This window comes from Geodermatophilus sp. SYSU D00758 (assembly GCF_054049955.1).
On sequence record NZ_JBJGYK010000017.1, the window covers coordinates 1 to 25,061 of the forward strand.

The window sequence follows — 25,061 nt, forward strand, 5'->3', positions numbered from 1 at the left end:
CCCTTGCGGGCCACGGCGATGACGTCACGACGGAACTCCGCCGGGAACGGCTTGGGCACGATGCTGATCCTTCCAGCGAGGCCCAGGGCCTCACAGGCAAGGAGTCAACCGAACCGGGGGCAGTCCCCCTGATTGAGGCCGCTTGCAGGACCCGGCGGTTGACCCGGTGCAACTAGGGCCGCCCCGCCGGGTTGTAGGCCCCGTTATGGCTGCAGAACCACGGGGCACCTGCGCAGCGGCGCCTCGCCCGGTTCACCCCCGTAGCGCCGGGCGGGGCTGCCCCACAAGTCACCGTCACCGGCGAGCCAGGCCACATACCTGCTTCAATCAGCGGACAAGTTGCCACAACGTCGCGGTCACGACCTTCGCCTTGCCCTTCTTGATCAAAGTAGTGCCGTACTCGCGACCTCCTGGCTTATCGGCATGGAAGAAGGTCGGGAACCCGCCTGCAAAGCCACGCGCCTGGGCGTACCTCTGCGCCGCCTTGCAACGAGACTCAATCGAGTCGTGAACCGGGTTCCCCAAGTCTTTGGCCGGCACGTCATCCCACGCGGCGACGTCCGATTTCAGCAGGACGATCCCGAGTACCGTCCTCCCGTCTCGTTCGGCGTGGTAGAAGGTTGGGAACGCTCCGGCGAAACCCTTTCTCGACGCGTACCGCGCAGCGGCTCGCATTCGCTCACCGAAGTCATCCAGGGGGGAAGGGGCGCCCGGCTCCTGCAGCTCTTTCAGCGGCACATCTAGCCACTGCGCGCCCGGGGAGGGAACCACGACTACCGGGCAGTTCACGGCACCGTTGGGTCCCATACTCACTTTTAACGTGGGGAACCCCCCGACGCCCCCAAACTCTCTCTTCGCAGCCCGGTTCGCTCGGCGAAAATACTCTGCGGCGTCTAGATCATCCGACATGACGCTACCTCCATGACAGCTCGCGCCACTGCTCGCACTGTCTCGTTGGGCGCGCTGGTCGATGCGGACGAGACCGAAGGCTCCTCCCTAGCCATCAACGGTGTCCATCGAATAATTGTGAAGCGCTCAACGCCGCTTGAGCGCCGTCACCCTGCGCCACACCGTGACCACTAAGCTGCCGTCCACCGCTGTGCATAAGTCTGTGACGAAAGGCCAGCCCATCCGTCGACCAACCGGTCGGTACAGACCACGTTTGCCGCGTGAGGAGCGCCGCGAGGTGCGAGCGGCCAGCCAGGCGGCAGGCCGCGGCATAGGCGCTTGCAATCAGGCTGTGACGGTTCGGTGACAGCACTGGCACCAACAGTTGCTTAGCGACGACAGTGGATGTCCGTGAGCGAACGAGTGAGCTGGGAGCGGTGCCCGTCGTGCGGGCAACGGGCCGCCGCAGGGTGGCAACCGGAATCAGGTACGAACGGGGCGATACAGGAGGGCCTGGTCGAGTTCGACTGCACGGCAGGGTGCCACCTGCTGGTGCACGAGGTGGCGGACACGTTCCGCGGGACCGAGCAGCGCCCCCGGGCCTAGACAACACAGCGCCCCCACCGGGCTCGTAGCCGATGGGGGCGCTGCTGCCGGTGCGCGCCTACCGCAGGGGGCGCTCCGCGTACTCGGCCGCGGTCAGTAGCACTGCGGCCCGGTGGAAGGCAGCTGCCGCCAACGTGCGCAGCTCCTCTGGGCCCAGCAGCACACCGTCGATCACGGCCTGGGGCGGCTCAGAAGCGTCAACGACGCCACCCTGATACGCCTCCACGCCGTACAGCTCGACGTCGAGCGACCCCGGCGCCGCCGGCCCCTCATGGGTCCGCCCCCACTCACTCCCGTCCGGCTCCCACGGGTGCCAGCCCAGCGCACACCAATCCGGGCACCGCGTCACGGGAGGCATATCAGCGGTCAGTTCTTCGCTACGGTTGCTCACGGTCCTAGCCCTCCACGCAGGGGTTGGGATTCGAGGCCCCGTCCCGGTCTCTCACCACCGGGCCGGGGCCGTCTTGCGTCAGTGGAACGTAGCCGACCGTTACCGGCCGACTACGGGCGCCCGCGACCTGCAGGCGCCGGTAGCAGCGGCGCTCAGAGGAACTGCGCGCCGATGGTCAGCCCCGCGAGGTAGGTCCCCACCGGCCACAGCACGGTGAGAAGGTCCGAGCGGGTCGGCGTGGTCCACGCGCCGGCAGCCCGACGACGGAAGTGGGCCAGGCGGCGCCCGATGGGCAGGCGTGGCGACACGAGCCGGGGAAGTGGGCGGGCGTGAACAGTACGGTTCGACATGGGTCTCTCGCCTTCGTGTAGGTGAGGGGTCAAGGCCCCGGCCGGTGCTTCCGACGCCGGTTCGGGGCCGCCCCGCAGCGGGCGCCGCGGGGAGTCTTGGGGTGCGCGGCTAGGTGGCTGCGCCGATCTGCGCCCACCCGGCGCGTGCCGATGGCACATCGATGGCACGGGACGACGAGGAACCCCCGTCAACAACCGGAAACGACGAGAGTTGTTTTCCCAGGTCAGGTGGGATGTCGCCGAGTCCGTGCAGGTCAGATAACCCCGGGTCAATGTTCCGCTTCAACGTGTGAGCCCGACCCCGGGCGTCCGCTCGCTCCGGTGCGACCGGACGCCCGGCCCCGTCCTCCCGGCTCAGCTCCCCGGGCAGTCGCGCAACGCCTCCGCCGCGAACTCGGGAACGGGCCGGGCCTGGGCTTCGGCGAGGGTCTCGGCCTCCCCGTTCTCCTCGATGTCCTCGATCAGCCAGTTCATCTCGTCGATCTCCCGCCGCTGCGCCTCGCTGATCTCCCGGGCCAGCCGGCACACGCGGACGTCGGTGATCTCGGCGCGCTCGGAGCGGGTGATGGCCAGGGAGTGGTGCGGGATCATCGCCTTCATCCAGGAGACGTCCTGCACGGTCGTCTGGCTGCGGTCGAGGAACACGGCGCCACCGAACAGCAGGAGGCTCGCCACCACGATCGCGATGTTGCCCTTCACGTTCTTGTACATGTTGAGCATCCACGCGAGCATGACCAGGCCCATGGTGCCGCCCATGGTGAGCGCCATGAACACGCGGCTCTCGCTGAAGCGGACATGGCTCCACTCCCACGAGCTGACGAACATGGTCCAGTACATGACGACCATGGCCGTCAGGATCATGGCCGCGAAACGCAGGTACATCTTGGTCTCGTGCGACAGCTTGCCGCCGTGGCCCTGCTCGGTCGCCTCGTCGCGCCTCTTCGTCGACATGTGCCGCTACTCCGTTCGCTCGTCTGCTGCGGAGGGGGTGACGCGCGTGCCCTCGACCTCCGGCCGGCCGGGCACCGTTCTCCTCCCACCTCACGGGCCCACCTGGCCCGACGATCGGTCCTCCTCCTGCCCACGGCGCAGAGGGCGACCGGGGCTTTCGCCCGTTCGTCAAGAACCCGTCACACGAGCTGCGGGACCGGCCGTCCCACGCCGCCGGCAGCCGGTACGGGCCGTCGACGGACGTGCTGGTCGACCGCGGCGTCCGCCTGGACCGCGACCACGCTCAGGCCCGCCGACGCCGTCCGGCTGCACCGTCCGACGCCGTTCCCACCGGCCGGACCTGGCGGGCCCCCGCGCCGACCGGATCCCGCCGGTCCCCCCGGCACCGGCCGGCGTGCGGCTCAGGCCCCGGAACCGTCCCGCTGGACCTCGCGGTCGGAAAGGTCCTCGACGGCCACCGGCACGGGTGCGGCGGGCCCGAAGACCGTTCCCGCAGCCGCGATGGTGCCCTTGAGGACGTGCTGCATGAAGTTGGCGGCGGCCATGGGGCCCAGGCCGAAGGGCAGCAACCCGGCCAGGAAGGGCGGTCCGACCGCCAGCGCCCATGCCCGGAGGATCTCCGACTGCGAGGCGGCGAGCTCCTGCCGCTCCTCGGCCGTCAGGGCGGCCAGCGCGTCGAACGCAGCGGCCTGCCCCACCAGCGACGCGTGCGGCCCCAGGACCGCCTCGGGTCGGATCCTCCCGGTCTTGTCGAGCCGGACGGCTCCCTCCGTGAGGACCAGGAGGACGGCGATGCGGGTGAGCTCGGGGTCGGTGAGGTCCCTGTCGTGGAGCAGCCCGACCTTGATCGTCGCGCTGACCGCCTCCTTCAGGGCCTCGCGCAACGCGACCGGTAGCGCGGCGGCCGAGAGCGCCGTCCCGTAACCCGGGAGGATCGAGGGGAGGGAGTAGGAGACCGCGCGCGCCGCCCGGATCCGGTTGCCGCGCGTCACCTGGCCGACGAGTTCTCCCGGTGCGACGAGGGGCCTGCTCGCGCGCGCCTTGCCGACGACCTCCCGGGCCTCCTCGAGGGAGGGTTGGAGCGTCCGGTTGATCACGGCCATGGCGCGCTCGACCGTCGACTCGAGGTCGAACTCCGGCTTCGGGAAGCTGAAACCGCCGTCCACGTCGGTCCCCCTGTCCGCTGGCGAGGCACGCAGGATGCCAGCCAACACCCGCGAACGGGGACCTCGGGGCGCGGAGCGGTCGGCGGGGGAGCGGCTACTTCATCGTGGCGATCTGGACGAGGTTGCCGCAGGTGTCGTCGAGGACGGCGGTGACCACCGGGCCCAGGTCGGTCGCGTCCTGGGTGAACTGGACACCCAGCCCCTTGAGCCGCTCGACCTCGGCGTACACGTCGTCGACGGCGAACTGGGTGAACGGGATGCCGTCGGCGACCAGGGCCTCCTTGAACGGACCCGCCGCCGGGTGGCCGTCGGGCTCCAGCAGCAGCTCGACGCCGTCCGGGTCGGCGGGCGAGACCACGGTGAGCCAGCGGGCCTCGCCGGCGGGCACGTCGGTCTTCTTGGTGAAGCCGAGCTTCTCGGTGTAGAAGGCGAGCGCCTTGGCCTGGTCGTCGACGAGCACGCTGGTGATGTTGATGCGGATCACGGGTTCGGGTCCTCTCGGTGGGTGGGCCACCGCTCGACGATCGAGCGCAGCGGGCTCGTGTCGATGTGGTGGAACTTGTACCGGCCCTGCCGCCGGGTGTGCACCAGCCCGGCCTGCTCCAGCACGGCGAGGTGCTGCGAGATGGCCTGGCGCGAGGAGGACAGGCCGTGCTTCACGGTCAGCCGCCCGCAGATCTCGAACAGCGTCTGCCCGTCGTGGGCGGTCAGCTCGTCGAGGATCGTGCGGCGCGTCGCATCGCCGATGGCCCTGAACAGGTCGGCGTCCGCCTCCACGCGGACCGTTATAGGCAAGTGGCGACTTGCCTGTCAAGGGTTCGTCGCGCGGGTCAGACCCGTCCGCGCAGGATGCGGCGCCAGTAGACCTGCGGGAGGCCGTAGCGGTCGAACAGCCAGGTCGCGCGGCGCGGCCGGAAGGGGTCCAGGAAGGGCACCGACGGCTCCGGCCGGCCGTCGCGGTCGACCTCGTTGAGCGCCAGCTTCCGCTTGCTCAGGGTGATCGGCATGACCGTGTACCCGTCGTACCGCTGCATCGGCTTCCCGTCCCGGGCGGCCCGCAGGTTCCGGGCCAGCACGTGGACCTGCTTGCGCAGCGCTCCGCCCGAGGGTCGGGTCGCCACGGCAGCGGCGTCGCCGATCGCCCAGATCCGCTCGTGCCGGCGGGACCGCAGCGTCTCCGGGTCGATGTCGACCAGCCCCGGCGACGGGTCGACGGCGAGGCCGCCCTCGGCGATCCACCGCGGAGCCCGGTAGTGCGGGACGGCGTGGGCGAAGGTCACGTCCCCGAGCAGGACCCGGCCGCTCGGCGTCCGGACGGTGATCGCGTGGGTGTCCCACTCCACCCGCTCCACCCGCGCCTCGCGCAGCACCTCGACGCCGTAGCCGGCGAAGGCGCGCTCGAGGACCTCGTCGGCCTCCGCGACGCCGGTCGCGGTCGGCTCGGGCAGGAGGAGCCGGACCTCGAGGTCCGGCAGGACCCCTGCGCGCCGCCAGTGGTCGCACGCCATGAGCAGCGGCTTCAGCGCGGTCGGCCCGCACGACGCCGGCTCGGGGGGCACGGTGAAGACCACCGAGCCGCTGCGCAGCGACGTCAGCCGCGGCCACACCAGCGGCGCGCTGCCTGGGACGTACGAGGACGCCGCCCACCCGTCGGTGTACGCCGACTGCAACCCGGGCGTGGCCGCCCAGTCCTCGACGAGTCCGGGGCACAGCACGAGGGTCGAGCCGTGCAGGGTGCGGCCCGTGCGGGTGCGCACGGTCAGGGTGGCCGGGTCGACCGACTCGACGGCGTCGCGGACCCACCGGCACCCGTCGGGGACGACGTCGGCCATCGGGCGCTCGAGGTCCGGCATCGCCGCCTCCCCGCCGGCGACGTAGTTGAGCAGCGGCTTGTACCGGTGCACCGGTTGGGGGGCGACGACGGTGACGTCCCGGGCGCCGTCGCGCAGCAGCCGCGCCGCCAGGGAGATGCCGGCGTTGCCGGCACCGACGATCAGGACCTCGCTGCGCTCCACGTCGTCCCCGAGGACGGTCTCCACGTCGTTCCCGAGGTCAGGCTCCACGTCGTTCCCTAGGTCAGGCTCCACGTCGCTCCCGAAGACAGGCCGCGGACCTCCGTCACCGCCGCAGCTCGGCCACGGTGTCGAGCCTGCCGAGTTTCCGCGGGTTGCGCATCGCGTACATGCGGGTGATCCGGCCGTCCGCCACGACGAAGCTGATCGCGGTGTCGAACTCGCCGCCCGCGTCGATCCGCGCGGCGACCGTGCCGTTGACCAGCGGCGTGGTGATCTCCACCCCGGGCGCGAACTCCGCGAACCGGACCAGCGCCCGGGCCACCCGCTCCCGGCCGGCGACCGGGCGCCGGGCGGCCGGCGCCAGGCCGCCGCTGTCGGCGACCACCACGACGTCGGGCGCCAGCACGTCCAGCAGGCCCTGCACGTCCCCGGCGGTGACCGCGGCGAGGAACCGGTCCACGACCTGCTGCTGCTCGGTGCGGCTGACCGCCGTCCGCGGGCGGCGCGCGGCCACGTGCCGGCGGGCCCGGTGCGCGATCTGCCGCACCGCGGCGCTCGACCGCCCCACCGCCTCGGCGATCTCCTCGTACGGCACGGCGAAGACCTCGTGCAGCACGAGGACGGCGCGCTCCGCCGGGGTCAGGGTCTCGAGCACGGTGAGCATCGCGATCGAGACGCTCTCGGCGAGCTCGACGTCCTCGGCGACGTCGGGGCTGGTCAGCAGCGGTTCGGGCAGCCACTCGCCGACGTAGTCCTCGCGGCGGCGGGCCACGGTGCGCAGCCGGTTGAGCGCCTGCCGGGTGACGATCCGCACCAGGTAGGCCCGCGGGTCGCGCACCGCCGCGTGGTCGACCTCGGCCCACCGCAGCCAGGTCTCCTGCACCACGTCGTCGGCGTCGGCGGCCGAGCCGAGCAGCTCGTAGGCGACGGTGAACAGCAGGCTGCGGTGGGCGAGGAAGGGGTCGTCGGTCATGTCGCGGCGGTCATGCCGAGGTCACGCCGCCCGCCGACGGGGTGGCCAGCGGCGGCAGGCCGCAGGACGCCGAGAACTCCTGCGACCGGATGCCGAGCGCGACGTTGCTCCGGGCGGTGGCGTTCATGAGGCCGATCCTGGCGGTCAGCTCCACCAGCGCGGGGGCTCCGAGCTCCTCGAGGAGGGCGGCCGACATCTCGTCGGTCACGGTCGGCGGGGTGGAGCACATCGCCTCGGCGTACTCCATCACCCGTCGCTCCAGCGGGGTGAAGGCGGCGGACTCCCGCCACCGCGGCACCTCCCGCGCCTTGGCCTCGTCGAGCCCGCGGTCGCGCGTCAGGAAGTAGTGCAGGTCGAGGCAGAAGCTGCACCCGATCGTGCCGGCCGCGGCCATCGTCGCGAACGAGGCGAGGGAGGGGTCGAGCCGGTTCCACGACTCGGCCCTCCGCCCCAGCCGCACCAGGTCCTTCAGCACGGCCGGGTGGTGCCACATCACCCCGAGGCTCTCCGGCACCTGGCCCAGCATCCTGCGGCTCATCGTCGTGACCAGGGTCCCGTAGAGGCCGGTGATCTCGGTCGGGGGGACCCGGGTGCTGCTGGCCATGTCTCCTCCAGTGGGGTGCGGCGGTGTCGACATGGGGACACCGGCCGCGCCTCGGGTGTGACACCCCGAGGCCCGGCGCCCTGCCTCGTCAGCGGTGGCGCACCGCGGCGTCGGCCACCTCCAGGCTGGTCCCGGGGGGGCTGGTGCCGGAGGCAGCACCCCACCAGGGGCCCGGGGAACGGGGGGCGACGGAACGCCTTACCCGGCGGGACCGGTGCTGCTTCACTGGCGGTAGGCGGGCGCGGGCGGTCCCGTGACCGGGAGAGCCGCGACCGCCACGGCTGGACCCCACCGGCTCAGGAGTGCGACATGGACGTGCTGACCGTTGCACCGGCGTCGACCACCTCCGTGCCGCGGGCGCGGCCGTGCGTGGCCGGCAACATCGGCCGCGAACGTCGGGAGATCGAGTGCGAGCCGGTGGCCGACCCGGCCCCCGCCGCGCCGACCCCCGCGCCGGCGCCGCCCGTACCGGCGAAACCCGTTCCGGCGTGACACCGCCGCCGGCACCTCCCGAGCGGTCCCCGGCCCTCGTCGCCGGTGAGGTGCGTGGCTTCCGGCGCTTCCGCCTCACCGAGCAGGGTCTCCGCCCCCCGGTGCAGGTGACCGCCGGCCCGTGGAGCGGGGAGGTCGAGCACGCCCGGTGCCTGTCCGACGACACGCACGCGCCACCGGTGTGGGGGTGCGCGTGCGGGCTGTACGGCTGGTACCACCCCAGCTTCACCGGGTCCGGCTCGGGCTGGGGGAACGTGACCGCGGTGGTCGCCGCGCGCGGCCGCGTCATCCTCGCCGACCACGGGTTCCGCGCCGCCGCCGCCCGCATCGAGGCCGTCACGCTCCCCCTGGGGACCCGGTTCCGGCCGCGTCGGCGGGAGTGCTATGAACGCGTCCTGCGCGACCGCTACCCCCGGGTGCAGGTCTACCGATCCCGCCGCGACATGCTGCAGCGGCACCCTCCGGACGACCTGTCGGCCCTGGGCGTCACGGTGCGACCCGACCCGGGGCTCGCGTCCCGCAGGTGGGCCGTGGAGGTCTGGCTGGTGGGCGTCCTCGTCCTGTGCTCCGTCGCGGCGGTGCCGCGCACGGTCCGCACCGAGGTCGGCCCGGTCCTCGGGCTCGGCGCGCTGACCTGCTTCGTGGTGTGGCAGGTGATCCTCGTCCGGCTCGTCACCCAGGCCGCACCGCCGCCACCGGGCAGCCCCGGGCCCGAGCCGCCGCCGGCCGCTCAGGGGAGGGGCACGAGCCCGGACCCGTAGGCCGCGATCACGGCCCGCCGCGACGCCTGAACTCAGCGGCGCACCGCCGCGGCCAGGTTCCAGCGCACCGCTCCGGCGAGGTCGCGGGCGTGCTCGGCGAGCGTCAGGTCCCGCGGTGCCCGGGCCGCGGCGACGGCGGCGTCGAGGTCGTAGCCGTGGTCCTTGAGCACCTCGGAGAAGTCCCGCTGCAGCGGTGCCGCGCAGCCGTAGCCGTAGCCGCGGTAGATGCGCGGGAAGAGCGGCCGGAACAGCCGGATCCGCTCGTGCAGGCCGCTGGAGTGCGACATCGGGTTCTTGTGCCGGGCGGCGACGTAGCCGGGGAGCAGGTCGGCGAAGGCGTGCCGCACGATCCACTTCTCGTAGCCGTCGCGCTGCTTGAGCTCCTGCGGGATCCGCATCGCCAGGTCGAGCATCGTCACGTCGAGGAAGGGGACCCGGGCTTCCACGCCGTGCCCCATCGACGTCCGGTCGACCCGCTGCAGCTCCGTGCGGCTGAGGTGGGCGATCTTGTGCAGGAAGAGCCGGCGCAGGTCGGCCCCGCCGATCCGGCGGTACATCGCGTAGCCGCCGAACAGCTCGTCGGAGCCGTCGCCGGTCAGCACCACCTTGACCCCGGCCCGGTGGACGGCGGCGAACAGCCGCTGGGAGACGACGGCGTTGATGATGTCCCCGTACTCGGTCAGCTCCGACACCCGGATCGCCTCCCGGACGTCGCGCAGCCCGAGGTCCTTCGGCCGCACCGGGACCACGACGTGCTCGACCCCCAGGTCGGCGGTCAGCCGGCGGGCGTAGGCGAGGTCCTCGCTGCCCTCGGCGCCGACCGTGAAGGCGACGCAGTCGGGGTGCAGCTGCCGGACGAGCAGGAGGGTCAGCGAGCTGTCCAGCCCCCCGGAGAGGACGACGCCGACGCGCAGGTCGGTGTCCACGCGGATGCGCACGGCGTCGGTGAGCGTCGTCCGCAGCGCCGCGGCGGCCTCCTCGACGTCGGACAGCTCGCGCTCGCCCTCGCCCAGGCGGTACAGGTCCAGGTAGGGGTGCAGCTGCGGGTCGGCGTCCGGCGCGGCCCACCCGCAGTGCCCCGGCGGCACCTCGGAGACCGGCACCCCCAGCGGGACCAGGGCCTTCACCTCCGAGGCCACGTGCAGGCGACCGCCCGCCCGCCCCCAGTACAGCGGCTTGACCCCGACCGGGTCGCGGGCCAGGAACACCCGGCGCGTGGCGCGCTCGACGAGGGCGAAGGCGAACTCGCCGCGCATCCGGAGCAGCGCCTCCTCGCCCCAGGCCAGCACCGTCTCGAGGACGACCTCGGTGTCACCGACCGACCGCGTCGAGCGGCCCTCGGCGTGCAGCCGGTCGCGCAGCTCCCCGTGGTTGAACACCTCGCCGTTGAAGCACAGCGCCCACCGCCCGTCCACCGACGGCCACGGCTGGACGGCGTGCTCGCGGTCGACGATGCGCAGCCGCGCGGTGCCGAGCAGGGCCTCCTCGTCGCAGAGCACCTCGTCCACCTCGCCGCGAGGGGAGATGGCGGCGAGCATCCCCCGGAACAGCTCCCGGTCGGCGCCGGGCCCGAGGACGGCGGCGATCCCGCACATCAGCGGCCTCCCCGGACGGCGGGCCGGACCGCCGCCCCGTAGCGGCCCACCGCGGCGGGGTTGAGGCAGACGTGCCAGGCCTGGCCTTCGTCGATCACGTTGAGCACCCCGTCGTCGCGGTAGCCGGTCAGGATCTCCTGCAGGGGCGTGGCCACACCGTGCCGGTGCAGCCAGCTCACCTCGATGTCGGCGGCCCAGCCGGTGCAGTGGGCGCTCGGCAGCAGCGCCGAGTAGCCGAGCTGCCGGAGCCGCAGCTGGTCGACGGTGCTGCGGACGATGCAGTTCACCCACAGCCCCCTCCGCCAGGCCGGTACCGCCTCGGCGAACCTGCCGGCGACCTCGTTGAGCAGGGCCACCACCGCCGGCCGGGCCAGCGGGTGGCTCAGCCCGGACGACCGCGGCTCCCGGCCGGGCACGCACCGGCGGACGACGTGGTCGCGCGCCCGGCGCGGCCAGGCGTCCGTCCCGACCCGGTAGCGGAAGGCGAGCTGCCCGCGGCGGCGCAGGGCCGCCAGCGGCACCAGCTCCGGGGACCGCAGGACGGCGTCGCCGTCGGGGAAGGGCGGGACGGCCGACCACCACACCACGTCGACCTGCTGCAGCAGCACGATCTTCACCATGCGCGCGGCGGTCGACGCGTTGGACCGGGCGCTGGGCCGGAAGTCGCGCACCTCCTGCGCGAGCCGTCCCAGCGCGACCTCGGCGCCCCCCGGCAGGCGGTCGAGGACCGCGCGCACCTCCGGGCGGCCGGCCGACGCCGTCACCACGGTGTCGGTGGCCGAGTCGGGCAGGCCCTGCACGATCTCCTCGACGGCCCGGCGGTAGCGCGCCAGCTCCTCGGGCGACGGCCCGTCCCCGAGCGGGTTCCCCGCCGGGGACCCCTCCTCGTCGGTCCCGGCCGCCCCGGGCCCTCGCTGCCGCGCTCGACCGTCCGGGGCGTCCACGCGGCGCACTGTACGAACAACGGAGGGGCGCCGACCAGACCCGGCACGCCGGACCGGAACCGAGCGGTCCGCTCGGTGGCCGCATCGCCGACCGTTCGGCCCCCGACGGCCCTCCGCCGGTTGCCGCGCGGGGGGATCGTCAGGCCGTGCGCGACGCGCGCCACATCGTGTGCTCCCGCGAGATGGCGCCCTCGGCCGAGTCGACGAACTCCTCCCACTCGGTCTCGCTCGAGACGTGGGCGAGCAGTGCGCGGATCGCCGAGAGTTCCTCGCTGGCGATGGTGTAGGCCGCGGAGAGGGCCACGTACTGCCGTGTCTGAGCCCAGGCGGCGGCGGCTGCGCCGAGGGTGGCGACCAGCCCCACGAGGTCACCGCTGCCCCAGGTCACGTCGATGACGTCCAGGGCCTTCACCGCTGCGGCGCACACCCCCAGGAACTCCAGACCGATGACGATGCGGTTCCACCGCCAGAGCTGGCGGGTGTTGAGAACGCTGCGGGCGGCGTACCAGCGCTGCTGGTCGGCGAGGCGCGCCTCGTCGAAGACGGCGCGTCGCCTGGCGAGGGGTGCGGCGCGCAGGGACAGCATCCACGGGGTGATCTGCACCTGACCGGCGACCCCGTCCGCCCGGATCGACGGCAGGTGGCGCAGGCCGCCCAGGACCTCCTGAAGGCGCTCGATGAAGAGGCGGTCGGCCTCGGCGGGGTCCATGCCGACCGGGAACAGCTTGCTGCCCGCGGCGTACCGCCAGCAGAGCGTCTTGATCGACTCGGCACCGGCGCGGGCCTCCTGCCAGACGATGTTCGGACGCATCGCCGTCCGGTACGTGCGGACGGCGAGCGTCGAGGCGAAGAGGACGGTCGCGACGAGCCCACCGAGGTCGAAGCCGCGCCGGCCCACGGGGAGGTCCACGAAGCTGACCGCTGCCGCGCCGATGAACAGCAGGAGCTCGATCCTCGTCAGGCGGAGGTGCAGCCGCTGACCCCACGCGGCGGTGCGGTCGGCGACGGTGAAGGCACTGGCGTAGGCGGGGACGTCCTCCGCCGCGACGGCCGGGCCATCGGTGCGGGACGACGTGCCCGCTTCCCGGTCACGACCCGACCCGGCCGGGCCCACGGCGGTGTCCTCGCGTCATCTGCATGGCGTGCGGTTCCTTCAGCCTTCGTCGGTGCCGTCACCGGCGCTCTCGGTGGGTTCGGTGCCGGGGTCGGTGCCCTCGCCCTCGCCCTCGCCGTCGCCGGTGCCGGGGTCGGTGCCCTCGCCGGTGCCGTCGGTGCCCTCGCCGGTGCCGTCGCCGGTGCCGTCGGTGCCCTCGCCGGTGCCGGGGTCGGTGCCCTCGCCGGTGCCGTCGCCGGTGCCGTCGGTGCCCTCGCCGTCGCCGGTGCCGTCGGTGCCCTCGCCCTCGCCGTCGCCGGTGCCGTCGGTGCCCTCGCCGTCGCCGGTGCCGGGGTCGGTGCCCTCGCCGGTGCCGGGGTCGGTGCCGTCGGTGCCCTCGCCGTCGCCGGTGCCGGGGTCGGTGCCCTCGCCGGTGCCGTCGCCGGTGCCGTCGGTGCCCTCGCCGTCGCCGGTGCCGCCGGTGCCGGGGTCGGTGCCGGGGTCGGTGCCCTCGCCCTCGCCGTCGCCGGGGTCGGTGTCGTCCCCCGGGTCAGGGGTGTCGGCCGGATCCGAGGGCTCCTCGGCCTTCCGCGCATCGGACATGCCGCGGGCCGCCGCGGCGTCCTCGGCGGAGGCGGGGACGTCCTGGTCGCCGGGCGTCCCGCGGGGACGGACGACGACCTGCTCGCCGTCCGACTTCACGAGGACGAACTCCTGCAGGGACTCGCGTGCCGGTGCGATGACGGTCACGGTCTCGGAGGACAGCCCCCGCCACACACGGCCCTCGAAGCGCGTCAGGTATCGAGTCTCCGGCCCGAGCAGAGGGTTGCCGCAGGCGCACCGCACCCGCGGGACGCCCCGCTCGTCGACGAGCACGGCCGTCCCGGCCTGCAGGACCGCCTGGAAGGGCGTGGCCCGGCCGTCGCGGTAGCCGTGGTTGGTGACCGCGGTGTGGGTCCGGAGGGTTACCGGCGTGAACGTCCCCAGCACACGGCGGACGTCGTCCACCCGGATCCCCAGGACGGCAGCCCAAGCCGCCGCCGCCCGCCGGTCGGTGTCGAGGAAAGTCGCGAGGCCCCCGGCGTCACAGGTGTCCGCTCCCGAGCCGTCGTAGAGGCCCCGGGTGTCCCCGGGCACCGAGCCGTCCGCGGTGGTCTCGGCCGGTTGTGCGTCCTCGGCGCCGGGAGGATCGGTGAACGGGAGGGGCCCCGGTGTGCCCGCCGGCTGGGCGACGACCGAAGTGGTCAGGACGAGCAGCGCTCCCGTCGTCACGGCGGTGAGGATTGCCAGCACCAGCCCGCCAACGAGGAGACGGGTCCGGAGCCGGGAACGCCTCCCGTCCAGCAGCTCGACCACCGGCTGATCCTGGTGCGACGGGTCGGCGGCGTCGGCCGTCCCCGGACCAGGAGCTCCGCTGCCGGTCCGGGGCCTCGGGTCCTCGGCGGGAGGAGGTGGACCCGCACCGGAGGTGTCGTCCAGCTCGGCGAGCAGGTCGTCGACCGCCCGCGCGTTGCGGAGGGTGATGTCCGGCCTCCGGCGGAGTGCCCGCAGGAGCGCACGGGCGTCGTCCCGGGCGGCGTCGTCGTCCTCGGTCTCCAGGCACTCCCGCAGCTGCCGGATGAACTCCCCCTGCTGGTCCGGGGTCAGCTGCGCCGCGCCGATCGCCGAGCCCAGGCGGAAGAGGTACTCGAAGGGAACGGGAGGTGCCTCCGGGAGGGGGTCGGGCAACGCACCCCGCTGCCGGGCGGAGTCGTGCACCGCGTCCAGCAGCGCCATGCCCGTGGCCAGCGAGCGTTCCCGGTAGTCGATCACCTGGATGTCGGCCACGGGCGTGAGCCGGAGCTTGCCCACGTGGCCGATCTGCACCGGCAGGATCGGCACACCCAGCCTCCGGGCGTAGGAGAGCTCCGCCTGGCAGGGCTTCGACGCCAGGGAGTCCTCGGACAAGGCGAGGACGAAGACGTGGCACTCGCGGATCCGCCGCAGGATGTCCTGCCACCACGGGTCCCCGCCGCGGAGTTCCCGGTCGTGCCACACCGAGGCGGGCGCCCGCTCCAGGTCCGCGACGAGGTGCCGCACCTCGCCCTCGTCCTTGCGGGAATAGCTGACGAAGATGTTCATCATCGGTCCCCCTCTGCCGTGTGAGACGGCAGCCGTCCTCGATGATGAGCGCGGACGGGATCGTCCTGATACCCGTTCCGCCACGGTCGTCCGGGATTCTGCGGTGCCCGCGCGGGCCCGGCGGCACCCTCCGGGACCGGGGCAACCCCCGACCGGCGAACCCGGACGCGCCGCAGGATCGCAGGAGGCCGTGCCGGAGGAGCACCATGGGGCCGTGGCCACCGGGCGCCCGTCGGCGCACCGGCCGGGGCGACGTGCCCGGCCGTGGGTGTTCGCCGTCGTGCTGGCCTGGCTCACCGCGGCCATCGCCGTCCACGAGGTCCTCGAGGGCGGGTTCGACGCGACCCGGGTCCTGGTCCGCGTCGCCCTCGCCGTCGTCCTCGCGTGGTTCCTCGCGCGGCTGCTCACCCGGCGGCACTAGGCTCGCCGCCATCCCAGCCGCGCAGCCGGAGGGAGCGGTCATGGACGCCGGTGCGGACACCCTGCAGAAGGCCCTCCAGATCAACCTGGACCCCCGCTGGTACGGCACCATCGCCGAGATCGGTGCCGGGCAGGAGGTCGCCCGCTGGTTCTTCCGGGCCGGTGGGGCGGCCGGCACCGTCGCCAAGACGATGTCGGCCTACGACATGGCGGTCAGCGACGCCATCTACGGGAAGGCCGACCGGTACGTCTCCAAGGGCCGCCTCCAGGCGATGCTCGACCGCGAGTACCAGCTCAACCTGGAGCGGCTCGGGGACGACCGGGGCGACGAGACCGCCTTCTTCGCCTTCGCCGACACCGTCGTGGCCCGCAGCTTCCGCGGCGGCAACGAGTGCCACGGCTGGATGGGAGTGGAGTTCCAGTCGCACCCCCGCGACGAGCCGAGCCAGGTGGTCCTGCACGTGCGGATGCTCGACGACGAGGCGCAGCAGCAGCAGGAGGCCCTCGGGGTGGTGGGGGTGAACCTGCTGCACGCGGCGTTCTTCCACCACCACGAGCCCGACCGCCTGGTCGAGAGCCTGCTCGACCGGCTCACCACCGGCCGGGTCGAGATCGACATGATCGAGCTCATCGGCATCGAGTTCCGCGCGGTCGACAACCGGCTCATGGCGCTCAAGCTCGTCCAGCTCGGCCTGAGCGGCGCGGCGATGTTCGGCCCCGACCGCCAGGTGCTGCAGCCGAGCGAGGTGCTGCGCAAGAAGGCCATCCTGGTGGAGCGCGGCAGCTTCCGGCCGCCCACCGTGGTCAACATCGACATGCTCGAGGCCGCCCGCGCCGCCTTCGCGCAGGACCCGGCCGTCGCCGGCCGGGAGATCCTGCTGCTCACCGAGCTCACGATGGCCAACCTGCGGGCCGGTGGGGACGTCGTCGACCGCAGGGACTTCCTCGCCCGCGCCGACCTGCTGGCCGCCTGCGGGATGACGGTGCTGATCTCCGACTACGTGGCCTACCACCGGCTGGCCGCCTACCTCGCCTGGCGCACCGACGGCCGGATCGGGATGGTGATGGGGGTCCCGAGCCTGGTCGACCTGTTCGACGAGGCGACCCACGCGAGCCTGCCCGGCGGCATCCTCGAGAGCTTCGGCCGGCTGTTCAAGAACGACCTGCGGCTGTTCGTCTACCCGATGCTGCGCGACGGCGAGGTCGTCACCGTCGACACGGTCGAGGTGCGCGACGAGCTGCGGCCGCTCTACGACTACCTCTACCGGCGGGGCAGCTTCGTCGGGCTCGCCGACTACAAGCCCGACTACCTCCCGATCCTCAGCCGCGACGTGCTCCGGCGGATCGCCGAGGACGACGACAGCTGGGAGTCGATGGTCCCGGCCGAGGTCTGCGAGGTGATCAAGAAGCGCGGTTTCTTCGGTCACCAGCGGGTCCGCTGACGGCCGTGCCGTGCCGCCCCGCCGCCTCCCTCGCCACGACCGGGCCGGGCGGGGGACGCTGCAGGCCGTTCGCCGTGCCGGGGCGCTGAGCCCCCGGCGGACCCCGCGGCGGACGGCGGGGCGCAGCCCCTCGTCCATCCCGCCCCGATCCGGGACACTCTGCGGCGAGGACGTCGGCGGGAGCGCGGGTCCCGGTCCGGCGTACCGCGAGCGGCCGGACGGAGGCGCGGGGTGGGCGACAACTACATCGCGGAACTGCACTTCGGTGCACCGAAGATCGACGACGAGGCCTTCGTCGCGCCGACGGCGGTGGTCGTCGGCGCGGTGACCATGGAGGCCCGGTCGAGCATCTGGTACGGCGCCGTGGCGCGGGCCGACGAGGAGGTGATCGTCCTCGGGCCGGGCACCAACGTCCAGGACGGCTGCACGCTGCACTCGGACCCGGGCTTCCCGCTGCTGGTCGGCCGCGGGGTGACCGTCGGGCACCGGGTCGTGCTGCACGGTGCCCGGGTCGACGACGACGTCCTCGTCGGCATGGGCAGCATCGTCATGAACGGCGCGCACATCGGCGCCGGGTCGATCGTGGCCGCCGGCGCGGTGGTGCCCCCCGGCATGTCCGTGCCCCCGCGGTCGGTGATGGCCGGGGTGCCGGCCAAGGTGGTCCGCGAGGCCACCGACGACGACCTCGCGCACATCCGGGGCAATGCCGAGAGCTACACGACCCGGCTGCCGGCCGCGCGCAAGGTCCGCCCGGTGGTCCGCCGCCCGCTGCCCCCGGCCGGGGCCGTCGTCGGCGACGGCATGCCGTGACGCCGGCCGACCCCCGCACCCGCGGGACGGGCGTCGTCGGGACGGGCGACCGCCTGACGGAGGACGGCGGGACGGAGGACGGCGGTGGAGCCTGATCCGCGGCCGGGGGAGGGCGACGTCGACCGCGACGACGCCCAGGCGCTGTCCCGGGCGACCGGCGGCCCGTCCGACGCGCCCGACGCGCCGGACGCCGCCGGCACCACCGGCACGGCGGAGGGCGAGTCGTTCGTCGGCCGGGTCGCCGGCCAGGACGCCGGCTACGCGGAGGAGACCGGGGCCGAGCGCCGGGCGGCCGCCGACCGGGACGACTGACCCGGTCCCGGGCCCGCGTTCACGAGCCGGCCCGCCGCCGGATCCGCGACCCGAGCCAGGTGAGCGGGTCGAACCTGCGGTCCACCACCCGCTCCTTGAGCGGGATGATCCCGTTGTCGGTGAGGTGGATCCCCTCGGGGCACACCTCGCTGCAGCACTTGGTGATGTTGCAGTACCCGAGGCCGAACTCGTCCTGCGCCGCGTCCCGGCGGTCGGCGACGTCGAGCGGGTGCATGTCGAGCTCGGCCAGCCGGATCAGGAACCGCGGACCGGCGAAGGCCTGCTTGTTCTCCTCGTGGTCCCGGATGACGTGGCAGGTGTCCTGGCACAGCCAGCACTCGATGCACTTGCGGAACTCCTGCGGCCGCTCGACGTCGACCTGCTGCATGCGGTGGTTGCCGTCGGGGTCGCGCGGCCGGGGCGTGAACGCCGGGATCCGCGCCGCCTTCTCGTAGTTGTAGGAGACGTCGGTGACGAGGTCGCGGACGACGGGGAAGGTCCGCAGCGGGGTGACGGTCACCGTGTCGTGCTCGCCGAACGTGCTCATCCGGGTCATGCACATGAGGCGGGGGCGGCCGTTGATCTCCGCGCTGCACGACCCGCACTTGCCGGCCTTGCAGTTCCAGCGGACGGCGAGGTCGCCCGCCTGGGTGGCCTGCAGCCGGTGGATGACGTCGAGGACCACCTCGCCCTCGTTGACCTCCACCGTGTAGGTCCGCAGCTCGCCGCCGGAGGCGTCCCCGCGCCAGACCCGGAACGTCGCCCGGTGGCTCATGCCGGCACCTCCTCGAAGACCTCCGCGAGCTCGGCCGGCATCTGCGGCAGCGGCTGGCGGGCCAGGGCCACCGACCCGTCCGGTGCGCGGGAGCAGACGAGGTTGGTCCGGCCCCACTCGGCGTCGGTGGCCGGGAAGTCGTCGCGGGTGTGCCCGCCCCGGCTCTCCTGCCGCTCGAGGGCCGCGCGGGCGATGCACTCGCTCACCAGCAGCATGTGCGGCAGGTCGAGGGCCAGGTGCCACCCCGGGTTGTACTGCCGGTGCCCCTCGACCGAGAGGGCGGCGACGCGCTCCCGGAGGACGGCGATCCGCTCGAGCGCCTGCTCCATCTCCGGCGCGGTGCGGATGATGCCGACCAGGTCGTGCATCGTCTGCTGCAGCTCCAGCTGCACCGCGTACGGGTTCTCCCCGCCCTCCCGCTCGAACGGCGCGAGGGCCGCCCGCGCCGCGGCCGCCAGCTCCGCCTCGGACAGCTCGACCCGGTCCGCGCTGCGCGCCCGGGCGTGCTCGGCCGCGGCCAGGCCGGCGCGGCGGCCGAACACCAGCAGGTCCGACAGCGAGTTGCCGCCCAGCCGGTTCGACCCGTGCATGCCGCCGGCGACCTCACCGGCCGCGAACAGGCCCGGCACCCGCGAGGCCTGGGTGTCCGGGTCGACCTCCACCCCGCCCATCACGTAGTGGCAGGTGGGGCCGACCTCCATGGCCTCGGCGGTGATGTCGACCTCGGCCAGCTCCTTGAACTGGTGGTACATCGACGGCAGCCGCCGGCGGACGTACTCGGCGTCCCGCCGCGTGGCGATGTCGAGGAAGACCCCGCCGTGCGGCGAGCCCCGGCCCGCCTTCACCTCGCTGTTGATCGCACGGGCCACCTCGTCGCGGGGCAGCAGCTCCGGCGGGCGCCGGTTGTTCCGCTTGTCGTCGTACCAGCGATCGGCCTCGGCCTCGGTCTCGGCGGTCTCCTTGCGGAAGAAGTCGGGGATGTAGTCGAACATGAAGCGGTTGCCCGCGGAGTTCCGCAGGACGCCGCCGTCCCCGCGGACGCTCTCGGTGACCAGGATGCCGCGCACCGACGGCGGCCAGACCATCCCCGTCGGGTGGAACTGGACGAACTCCATGTTGACCAGCCCGGCCCCGGCCCGGAGCGCCAGCGAGTGACCGTCGCCGGTGTACTCCCAGGAGTTGGACGTGACCTTGTAGGACTTGCCGATGCCCCCGGTGGCCAGCACGACCGACGGCGCCTGCCAGGCGATGAACCGCCCGGACTCCCGCCAGTAGCCGAACGCGCCGGTGACCTGCCCGGGGCCGGCCACGCCGTCCTCCCCGGTGAGCAGCCGGGTGACGGTGCACTCCATGTAGACGTGGATGCCGAGCGCGACGGTGCGCTGCTGCAGGGTGCGGATGAGCTCCAGTCCGGTGCGGTCACCGACGTGCGCCAACCGGGCGTACCGGTGCCCGCCGAAGTCGCGCTGGCTGATCAGGCCGTCCGGGGTGCGGTCGAACAGCGCGCCCCAGTCCTCCAGCTCGCGGACCCGGTCCGGTGCCTCCTGCGCGTGCAGCTGGGCCATGCGCCAGTGGTTGAGCATCTTCCCGCCGCGCATGGTGTCCCGGAAGTGCACCCGCCAGTTGTCCTCCGGGTAGAGGTTGGCCATCGCCGCGGCGATCCCGCCCTCGGCCATCACCGTGTGCGCCTTGCCGAGCAGGGACTTGCACACCACGGCCGTGCGCGCCCCGCTCTCGTGGGCCGCGATCGCGGCGCGCAGGCCGGCGCCGCCGGCGCCCACCACCACGACGTCGTACTCGTGCCGTTCGAGCTCCACCATCAGGGCTCCGTTGTCCGAGGGGCTGCCCCACCACGGGGGCGGGTCATCAGAAGAACTGCGGGTCGGTGATCGTTCCGGTGGCCAGCAGGAAGACGTAGAGGTCGGCGAACGCCACGCTGAACAGCGAGACCCAGGCGTACTGCATGTGCCGCGCGTTCAGCTTCGACACCGCCGTCCAGGCCCGGTAGCGCAGCGGGTGCGCCGAGAAGTTGTTCAACCGGCCCCCGACGATGTGCCGGCAGGAGTGGCAGGAGATCGAGTACAGGAACAGCAGGACGGCGTTGACCAGCAGGACCAGCGTGCCCAGGCCCATGTGGCCCCACTCGCCGGTCGCGTCCCGGAAGCCGCGGAACGCCTCGTAGAACAGGATGACGTTGAACAGCAGCGCCGCGTACAGGAAGTACCGGTGCACGTTCTGCCCGACCAGCGGCAGCCGCGTCTCCCCGGTGTACCGGCGGTGCGGCTCGGCCACCGCGCAGGCCGGCGGGGACAGCCAGAACGACCGGTAGTAGGCCTTCCGGTAGTAGTAGCAGGTGAGCCGGATGCCCAGCGGCAGCACGAGGATGTAGATCGCCGGGGAGATCCAGACCGGGCCGGTGAAGAACTCGGGGAAGCTGTCGCCCTCGCACCGCGTCGTGATGCAGGGCGAGTAGAACGGCGAGATGTAGGGCGAGGCGTAGTAGTAGGCGTTCTGGAACGCCCGGAACGTCGCGTACGCGATGAACAGCACCAGGACGACGACGGTGACCAGCGGCTGCACCCACCACCGGTCGGTCCGCAGCGTCCGGGCGGGGATGGCCGCCCGGCCCGGTGGGGCCGTCCCGTCGCCGCCGCGCGGGTCGACCGATCCGGTGCCGCGGGGCGCGGTGGCGGTCATCGTGACCCGCGGCCCGGCGCGACGGGGGGAGGTGGGGGAGCCGCCGGCTCCTGGGTCACCGACATCGTTGCCTCCAGCTCCAGCTGGGAACGCCGCCGTGGGGGGTGAGCGCAGTCGACCACGGACGTCGGCGCGCGTGAAGGGCCTGCGCCACGCCGGTACCGCTCCGGGCGGTCCCGGTTTACGGCCGGGCCCCGTCGGGCACCGCGCCGGGGCCACCGCCGGTGACCCGACCGTGGAGGTCCGGACGCATGAACCTCGAGAAGGTGGTCTTCGGGTTCTTCGTGCTGCTCGCCGCCACGCTCAACTTCGGCTTCTTCATCGGCGACATCGACGACCCCGTCGTGCACAACGAGTACGAGCTGTTCGCGGCCGTGGTCGTCAACCTGGTCGCCACCGTGCTGAAGTTCGGCGACCGCACCCAGATCGGCGCCGTGCACCTGGCCTCCAGCCTGGTGGCCGACCTGCAGCTGCTCGCGGCCACCGTCGTCTGGGTCGTCGCCGTCCACGTCAGCGCCGAGGGCCTCACCGCCGGGGCCACCGCCAGCGTCGTCTCCCTCTCCGGGGGCGCACTGCTGGCCAACCTGGTCTCGCTCGTGCTGCTGGTCATCGAGACCGTCTCGTTCCAGCGGCCCTAGGGGAGCGGGGTGGGAGAGCCGACCGGGGGCGCGCGGGGGCGGGCCGTCGGGCGCCGGGAGCCGCTCCCGCCCCGCGGGCGCCGTCGGACCGCCGCCGTCCCGCGGACCACCGAGTCGAGCGCGGTCTTCGTCGTCCTCCGGCGGTTGCGGGCCCCGCTGATCACCCTGCTCCTGGTCTTCTCGGTCAGCGTGCTCGGGCTCATGCTGGTCCCGGGTCAGGACGCCGCCGGCAACCCCACCCGCATGAGCGCGTTCGACGCGTTCTACTTCATGAGCTACACCGCGACGACCATCGGCTTCGGCGAGCTCCCGAACACCTTCACCTACGCCCAGCGGCTCTGGGTGTCCGCATCGATCTACCTCACCGTCATCGGCTGGGCCTACGCGATCGGCTCGGTCCTCACCCTGCTCCAGGACAGCGCCTTCCGCCGGGCGCTCTCCCGACGGCACGTCGCCCGGAAGGTGGCCCGGCTGCGCGAGCCCTTCCTGCTCGTCGCCGGGTACGGCCAGACCGGCGCGCTGCTCGGCCGGTCCCTCGACGTGCTGGGCCGGCGCTTCACGGTGGTCGACCTCTCCGAGGCGCGCATCGACGACCTCGAGTTGAACACCTCCCACGCCGACGTCCCCGGCCTGGTCGGGGACGCCCGCGACCTGCAGGACCTGCGCGTCGTCGGGCTGGAGCACCCGTACTGCGACGGGGTCGTCGCGTTGACCAACGACGACGAGGCCAACCTGGCCGTCACCATGGCGGCCGCGCTGCTGCGGCCCGGGCTGCCGGTGGTGGCGCGGGTGACCTCCGCCGTGATCGCCGAGCGCATGCGGGCCTTCGGGGACCCGACGGTCGTCAACCCCTTCGACCGGTTCGGCGACCGGCTGCGACTGGCCCTGCGCCAGCCGTCGTCCTACCGGCTCATGACCTGGCTGGAGAGCGGCCCCGGCGCCGAGCTGCCCCCGCTGCAGGAGCCGCCGGGGCCCGGCCGCTGGGTGCTGGCCGGCTACGGCCGCTTCGGCCGGCACTTCGCCGCGGACCTGCGCGCCGAGGGCCTGGAGGTGACGACCATCGACCCCCGCACCCGCGAGGGCGAGGACCCCCCGGGCGTGGTCGGCGACGCGTCGGAACCCGGCGTCCTGGACCGGGCCGCCCTCCGGGGCGCCGTGGGGTTCGTGGCGGGGACCGGCAACGACACGACCAACCTGTCGCTGGTCGCCGAGGCGCGGCGGGCCAACCCCGGGCTGTTCGTCGCCGCGCGCCAGAACGAGCCGGCCAGCGCGCCGCTGTTCGCCGCCATCGAGGCCGACGCCCTGCTCGAGCCCACCGCGGTGGTGGCGCACGACGCCTACGCCCGGCTGAGCACGCCGCTGCTGTGGCGGTTCCTGCGCGGCCTGCTCGACGAGGACGACGAGTGGGCCGCCGCGCTGACCACCCGCCTGGCCGAGCGGTGCGGGCGCCACCTCGACCCGCTGTGGAAGGTGCGGCTGGACGACGCCGGTGCCCCGTCGCTGCGACCCTGGCTCGGGGACGGCGGGCTGCGGCTCGGGGACCTCCTGCGCAGCCCGGCCGACCGGGACCGGCCCCTGGCAGCGGTGCCGCTGCTGCTCCGCCGCGGGAGCGAGCACCTGATGGCCCCGGACGGTGACCTCCCGCTCGAGGACGGGGACGAGCTGCTGCTCGCCGGCCGCCCGCGGGTGCGCCGGGCCCTGACCGGCACGCTCTTCGACGACGCCGTGCCCGAGTACCTGGTCACCGGGCGGCGGGTCCCGTCGGGCTGGCTGTGGCGCCGGCTCAGCCGCCGGGTGCCCGTGCCGTCGCCCTCCTGACCGTGCGCCCGGGAGCCCGGTCGCCGGAGCACGGTCGCGGGAGCACGGTCGCGGGGGCACCGCCGGCGCCGGCCGGGGAGCAGGCCGCCCCGCGTGGTGGGGTCCGGCCGGGTGCGGCATCGTCGCCGCCATGGACTTCCGCACCCTCGGCCGCAGCGGTTGCGCGGTCTCGGCCTTCTGCCTCGGCACGATGACCTTCGGCGCCGAGACCGACGAGGCCGGCGCGCACGAGCAGCTCGACCTGTTCGTCGAGGCCGGCGGCACGCTGGTCGACACCGCGGACGTCTACTCGGCCGGCGCGGCGGAGGAGATCGTCGGCCGGTGGCTGGCCGCGCGGCCGGCCGACGTCCGCGACCGCGTCGTCCTGGCCACGAAGGGCCGGATGCCGATGGGGGCGGAGCCCAACGCCGTCGGCAGCTCCCGCCGCCACCTGCGGCGGGCGCTCGACGACTCGCTGCGCCGGCTCGGGGTCGAGCACGTCGACCTCTACCAGCTGCACGCGTGGGACCCGCTCACCCCGCTGGAGGAGACCCTCCGCTTCCTCGACGACGCCGTCCGCGCCGGGAAGGTCGGCTACCCGGGGCTGTCCAACTTCACCGGCTGGCAGGTGCAGAAGGCCGTGGACCTCGCCGAGCGCGAGCACCTCGCCGTCCCGGTCACCCTGCAGCCGAGCTACAGCCTGCTCACCCGCGAGACCGAGTACGAGATCGTGCCCGCGTGCCTGCACAACGGGCTCGGCCTGCTGCCGTGGGGGCCGCTCGGGGGCGGGTGGCTGTCGGGCAAGTACACCCGCGACCAGCGGCCGGAGGGCGCCACCCGGCTCGGCGAGGACCCCGGGCGCGGCATGGAGGCCTACGACCGGGTCAGCACGCGGCAGCGGACCTGGGACGTCCTGGAGGCGGTCCAGGACGTGGCCGAGGCCCGGGGGACGTCGATGGCCCAGGTCGCCCTCGCCTGGCTGGCCGCCCGCCCCGCCGTCACCTCGGTGATCCTCGGCGCGCGGACCACCGACCAGCTGCGCGGCAACCTCGGGGCCGCCGGCCTGGCGCTCACCCCGGAGGAGACCGACCGCCTCGACGCGGTCAGCGATCCGGGCGCGGCCGACTACCCCTACGGCGGGGTGGGGGCCGAGCAGCGCAGCCGCGACCTGCCCGCCCCCGGGGTCGGCTGACCGGCCTCCGGCGGGTGCCAGGAGCAGC

General features: G+C 73.6%; 25 protein-coding genes. 9 read left to right on the forward strand and 16 right to left on the reverse strand.

The window, feature by feature from the left end; translation table 11 throughout:
• Window positions 1–327: 327 nt before the first annotated feature.
• The 9 genes from ACI8AC_RS13965 to ACI8AC_RS14005 all read right to left on the reverse strand — a co-directional run bounded on the left by ACI8AC_RS13965 (window position 328) and on the right by ACI8AC_RS14005 (window position 7,944).
• A complete protein-coding gene (locus tag ACI8AC_RS13965) occupies window positions 328–909 on the reverse strand; it encodes a hypothetical protein (RefSeq protein WP_456898389.1) in 582 nt (193 codons plus the stop codon).
• A 1,128-nt stretch (window positions 910–2,037) separates the two neighbouring features.
• On the reverse strand, window positions 2,038–2,193 hold the full coding sequence (locus ACI8AC_RS13970) for a hypothetical protein (RefSeq protein WP_456898391.1): 156 nt from the start codon (window positions 2,191–2,193) through the stop codon (window positions 2,038–2,040).
• Between the two features lie 396 nt (window positions 2,194–2,589).
• Window positions 2,590–3,186 (reverse strand): DUF305 domain-containing protein, encoded by a 597-nt coding sequence (locus ACI8AC_RS13975; RefSeq protein ID WP_456898392.1) that lies wholly within the window; start codon window positions 3,184–3,186, stop codon window positions 2,590–2,592.
• 401 nt (window positions 3,187–3,587) lie between these two features.
• On the reverse strand, window positions 3,588–4,352 hold the full coding sequence (locus tag ACI8AC_RS13980) for a hypothetical protein (RefSeq protein ID WP_456898393.1): 765 nt from the start codon (window positions 4,350–4,352) through the stop codon (window positions 3,588–3,590).
• 94 nt (window positions 4,353–4,446) lie between these two features.
• Window positions 4,447–4,836, reverse strand: coding sequence for a VOC family protein (locus ACI8AC_RS13985; protein ID WP_456898394.1), 390 nt, complete (start codon window positions 4,834–4,836; stop codon window positions 4,447–4,449).
• Window positions 4,833–5,129 carry an ArsR/SmtB family transcription factor gene (locus tag ACI8AC_RS13990; protein WP_456898395.1) on the reverse strand — a complete coding sequence of 99 codons (297 nt, stop codon included), beginning with the start codon at window positions 5,127–5,129 and terminating at the stop codon, window positions 4,833–4,835. The genes ACI8AC_RS13985 and ACI8AC_RS13990 overlap by 4 nt, the downstream gene beginning before the upstream one ends.
• A gap of 53 nt (window positions 5,130–5,182) precedes the next feature.
• A complete protein-coding gene (locus ACI8AC_RS13995) occupies window positions 5,183–6,415 on the reverse strand; it encodes an NAD(P)/FAD-dependent oxidoreductase (protein ID WP_456898396.1) in 1,233 nt (410 codons plus the stop codon).
• Between the two features lie 55 nt (window positions 6,416–6,470).
• Complete coding sequence (locus ACI8AC_RS14000; RefSeq protein WP_456898397.1) at window positions 6,471–7,340, reverse strand: RNA polymerase sigma-70 factor; 870 nt, start codon at window positions 7,338–7,340, stop codon at window positions 6,471–6,473.
• A 10-nt stretch (window positions 7,341–7,350) separates the two neighbouring features.
• Entirely contained in the window at window positions 7,351–7,944 is a 594-nt protein-coding gene (locus ACI8AC_RS14005; RefSeq protein WP_456898398.1) for a carboxymuconolactone decarboxylase family protein, read from the reverse strand.
• A gap of 309 nt (window positions 7,945–8,253) precedes the next feature.
• Here ACI8AC_RS14005 and ACI8AC_RS14010 point away from each other — a divergent pair, with 309 nt between their 5' ends.
• Window positions 8,254–8,436: a hypothetical protein gene (locus tag ACI8AC_RS14010; protein WP_456898399.1), complete on the forward strand. Its 183-nt coding sequence runs from the start codon at window positions 8,254–8,256 to the stop codon at window positions 8,434–8,436.
• Window positions 8,433–9,197 carry a hypothetical protein gene (locus tag ACI8AC_RS14015; RefSeq protein WP_456898400.1) on the forward strand — a complete coding sequence of 255 codons (765 nt, stop codon included), beginning with the start codon at window positions 8,433–8,435 and terminating at the stop codon, window positions 9,195–9,197. Before ACI8AC_RS14010 ends, ACI8AC_RS14015 begins: the two co-directional genes overlap by 4 nt.
• Before the next feature lie 32 nt (window positions 9,198–9,229).
• Here the strand turns inward: ACI8AC_RS14015 and ACI8AC_RS14020 are convergent, their stop codons facing one another.
• From ACI8AC_RS14020 to ACI8AC_RS14035, 4 genes are all read right to left on the reverse strand, one after another.
• Window positions 9,230–10,792, reverse strand: a complete 1,563-nt coding sequence (locus ACI8AC_RS14020; protein WP_456898401.1) for an asparagine synthetase B family protein — start codon at window positions 10,790–10,792, stop codon at window positions 9,230–9,232.
• On the reverse strand, window positions 10,792–11,736 hold the full coding sequence (locus tag ACI8AC_RS14025) for a hypothetical protein (RefSeq protein ID WP_456898402.1): 945 nt from the start codon (window positions 11,734–11,736) through the stop codon (window positions 10,792–10,794). The genes ACI8AC_RS14020 and ACI8AC_RS14025 overlap by 1 nt, the downstream gene beginning before the upstream one ends.
• Window positions 11,737–11,875: 139 nt before the next feature.
• Window positions 11,876–12,850: a DUF4231 domain-containing protein gene (locus tag ACI8AC_RS14030; protein ID WP_456898403.1), complete on the reverse strand. Its 975-nt coding sequence runs from the start codon at window positions 12,848–12,850 to the stop codon at window positions 11,876–11,878.
• A gap of 39 nt (window positions 12,851–12,889) precedes the next feature.
• Window positions 12,890–14,953, reverse strand: coding sequence for a DUF6777 domain-containing protein (locus ACI8AC_RS14035; RefSeq protein WP_456898404.1), 2,064 nt, complete (start codon window positions 14,951–14,953; stop codon window positions 12,890–12,892).
• Between the two features lie 211 nt (window positions 14,954–15,164).
• Between ACI8AC_RS14035 and ACI8AC_RS14040 the strand changes: the two genes are divergently transcribed.
• From ACI8AC_RS14040 to ACI8AC_RS14055, 4 genes are all read left to right on the forward strand, one after another.
• The gene (locus ACI8AC_RS14040; protein WP_456898405.1) at window positions 15,165–15,371 is read left to right on the forward strand and encodes a hypothetical protein; all 207 of its coding nucleotides are present in this window, start codon (window positions 15,165–15,167) and stop codon (window positions 15,369–15,371) included.
• Window positions 15,372–15,411: 40 nt separating this feature from the next.
• Entirely contained in the window at window positions 15,412–16,812 is a 1,401-nt protein-coding gene (locus ACI8AC_RS14045; protein ID WP_456898406.1) for a TonB-dependent receptor, read from the forward strand.
• Between the two features lie 231 nt (window positions 16,813–17,043).
• Window positions 17,044–17,622, forward strand: coding sequence for a gamma carbonic anhydrase family protein (locus tag ACI8AC_RS14050; RefSeq protein ID WP_456898407.1), 579 nt, complete (start codon window positions 17,044–17,046; stop codon window positions 17,620–17,622).
• A gap of 84 nt (window positions 17,623–17,706) precedes the next feature.
• Window positions 17,707–17,934 (forward strand): hypothetical protein, encoded by a 228-nt coding sequence (locus ACI8AC_RS14055; RefSeq protein WP_456898408.1) that lies wholly within the window; start codon window positions 17,707–17,709, stop codon window positions 17,932–17,934.
• A 19-nt stretch (window positions 17,935–17,953) separates the two neighbouring features.
• Here the strand turns inward: ACI8AC_RS14055 and ACI8AC_RS14060 are convergent, their stop codons facing one another.
• From ACI8AC_RS14060 to ACI8AC_RS14070, 3 genes are read right to left on the reverse strand one after another with little or no spacing between them, the layout of a single operon-like run.
• Entirely contained in the window at window positions 17,954–18,709 is a 756-nt protein-coding gene (locus tag ACI8AC_RS14060; protein WP_456898409.1) for a succinate dehydrogenase/fumarate reductase iron-sulfur subunit, read from the reverse strand.
• The gene (locus tag ACI8AC_RS14065; RefSeq protein ID WP_456898410.1) at window positions 18,706–20,529 is read right to left on the reverse strand and encodes a fumarate reductase/succinate dehydrogenase flavoprotein subunit; all 1,824 of its coding nucleotides are present in this window, start codon (window positions 20,527–20,529) and stop codon (window positions 18,706–18,708) included. The genes ACI8AC_RS14060 and ACI8AC_RS14065 overlap by 4 nt, the downstream gene beginning before the upstream one ends.
• Window positions 20,530–20,575: 46 nt before the next feature.
• Window positions 20,576–21,406 (reverse strand): hypothetical protein, encoded by an 831-nt coding sequence (locus ACI8AC_RS14070; RefSeq protein ID WP_456898411.1) that lies wholly within the window; start codon window positions 21,404–21,406, stop codon window positions 20,576–20,578.
• Window positions 21,407–21,657: 251 nt separating this feature from the next.
• Here ACI8AC_RS14070 and ACI8AC_RS14075 point away from each other — a divergent pair, with 251 nt between their 5' ends.
• The 3 genes from ACI8AC_RS14075 (at window position 21,658) to ACI8AC_RS14085 (ending at window position 25,033) form a co-directional block, all read left to right on the forward strand.
• Window positions 21,658–22,044: a DUF6394 family protein gene (locus ACI8AC_RS14075; RefSeq protein WP_456898412.1), complete on the forward strand. Its 387-nt coding sequence runs from the start codon at window positions 21,658–21,660 to the stop codon at window positions 22,042–22,044.
• 9 nt (window positions 22,045–22,053) lie between these two features.
• Complete coding sequence (locus ACI8AC_RS14080; protein WP_456898413.1) at window positions 22,054–23,862, forward strand: potassium channel family protein; 1,809 nt, start codon at window positions 22,054–22,056, stop codon at window positions 23,860–23,862.
• A 130-nt stretch (window positions 23,863–23,992) separates the two neighbouring features.
• Window positions 23,993–25,033: an aldo/keto reductase gene (locus tag ACI8AC_RS14085; protein ID WP_456898414.1), complete on the forward strand. Its 1,041-nt coding sequence runs from the start codon at window positions 23,993–23,995 to the stop codon at window positions 25,031–25,033.
• Window positions 25,034–25,061 lie beyond the last annotated feature (28 nt).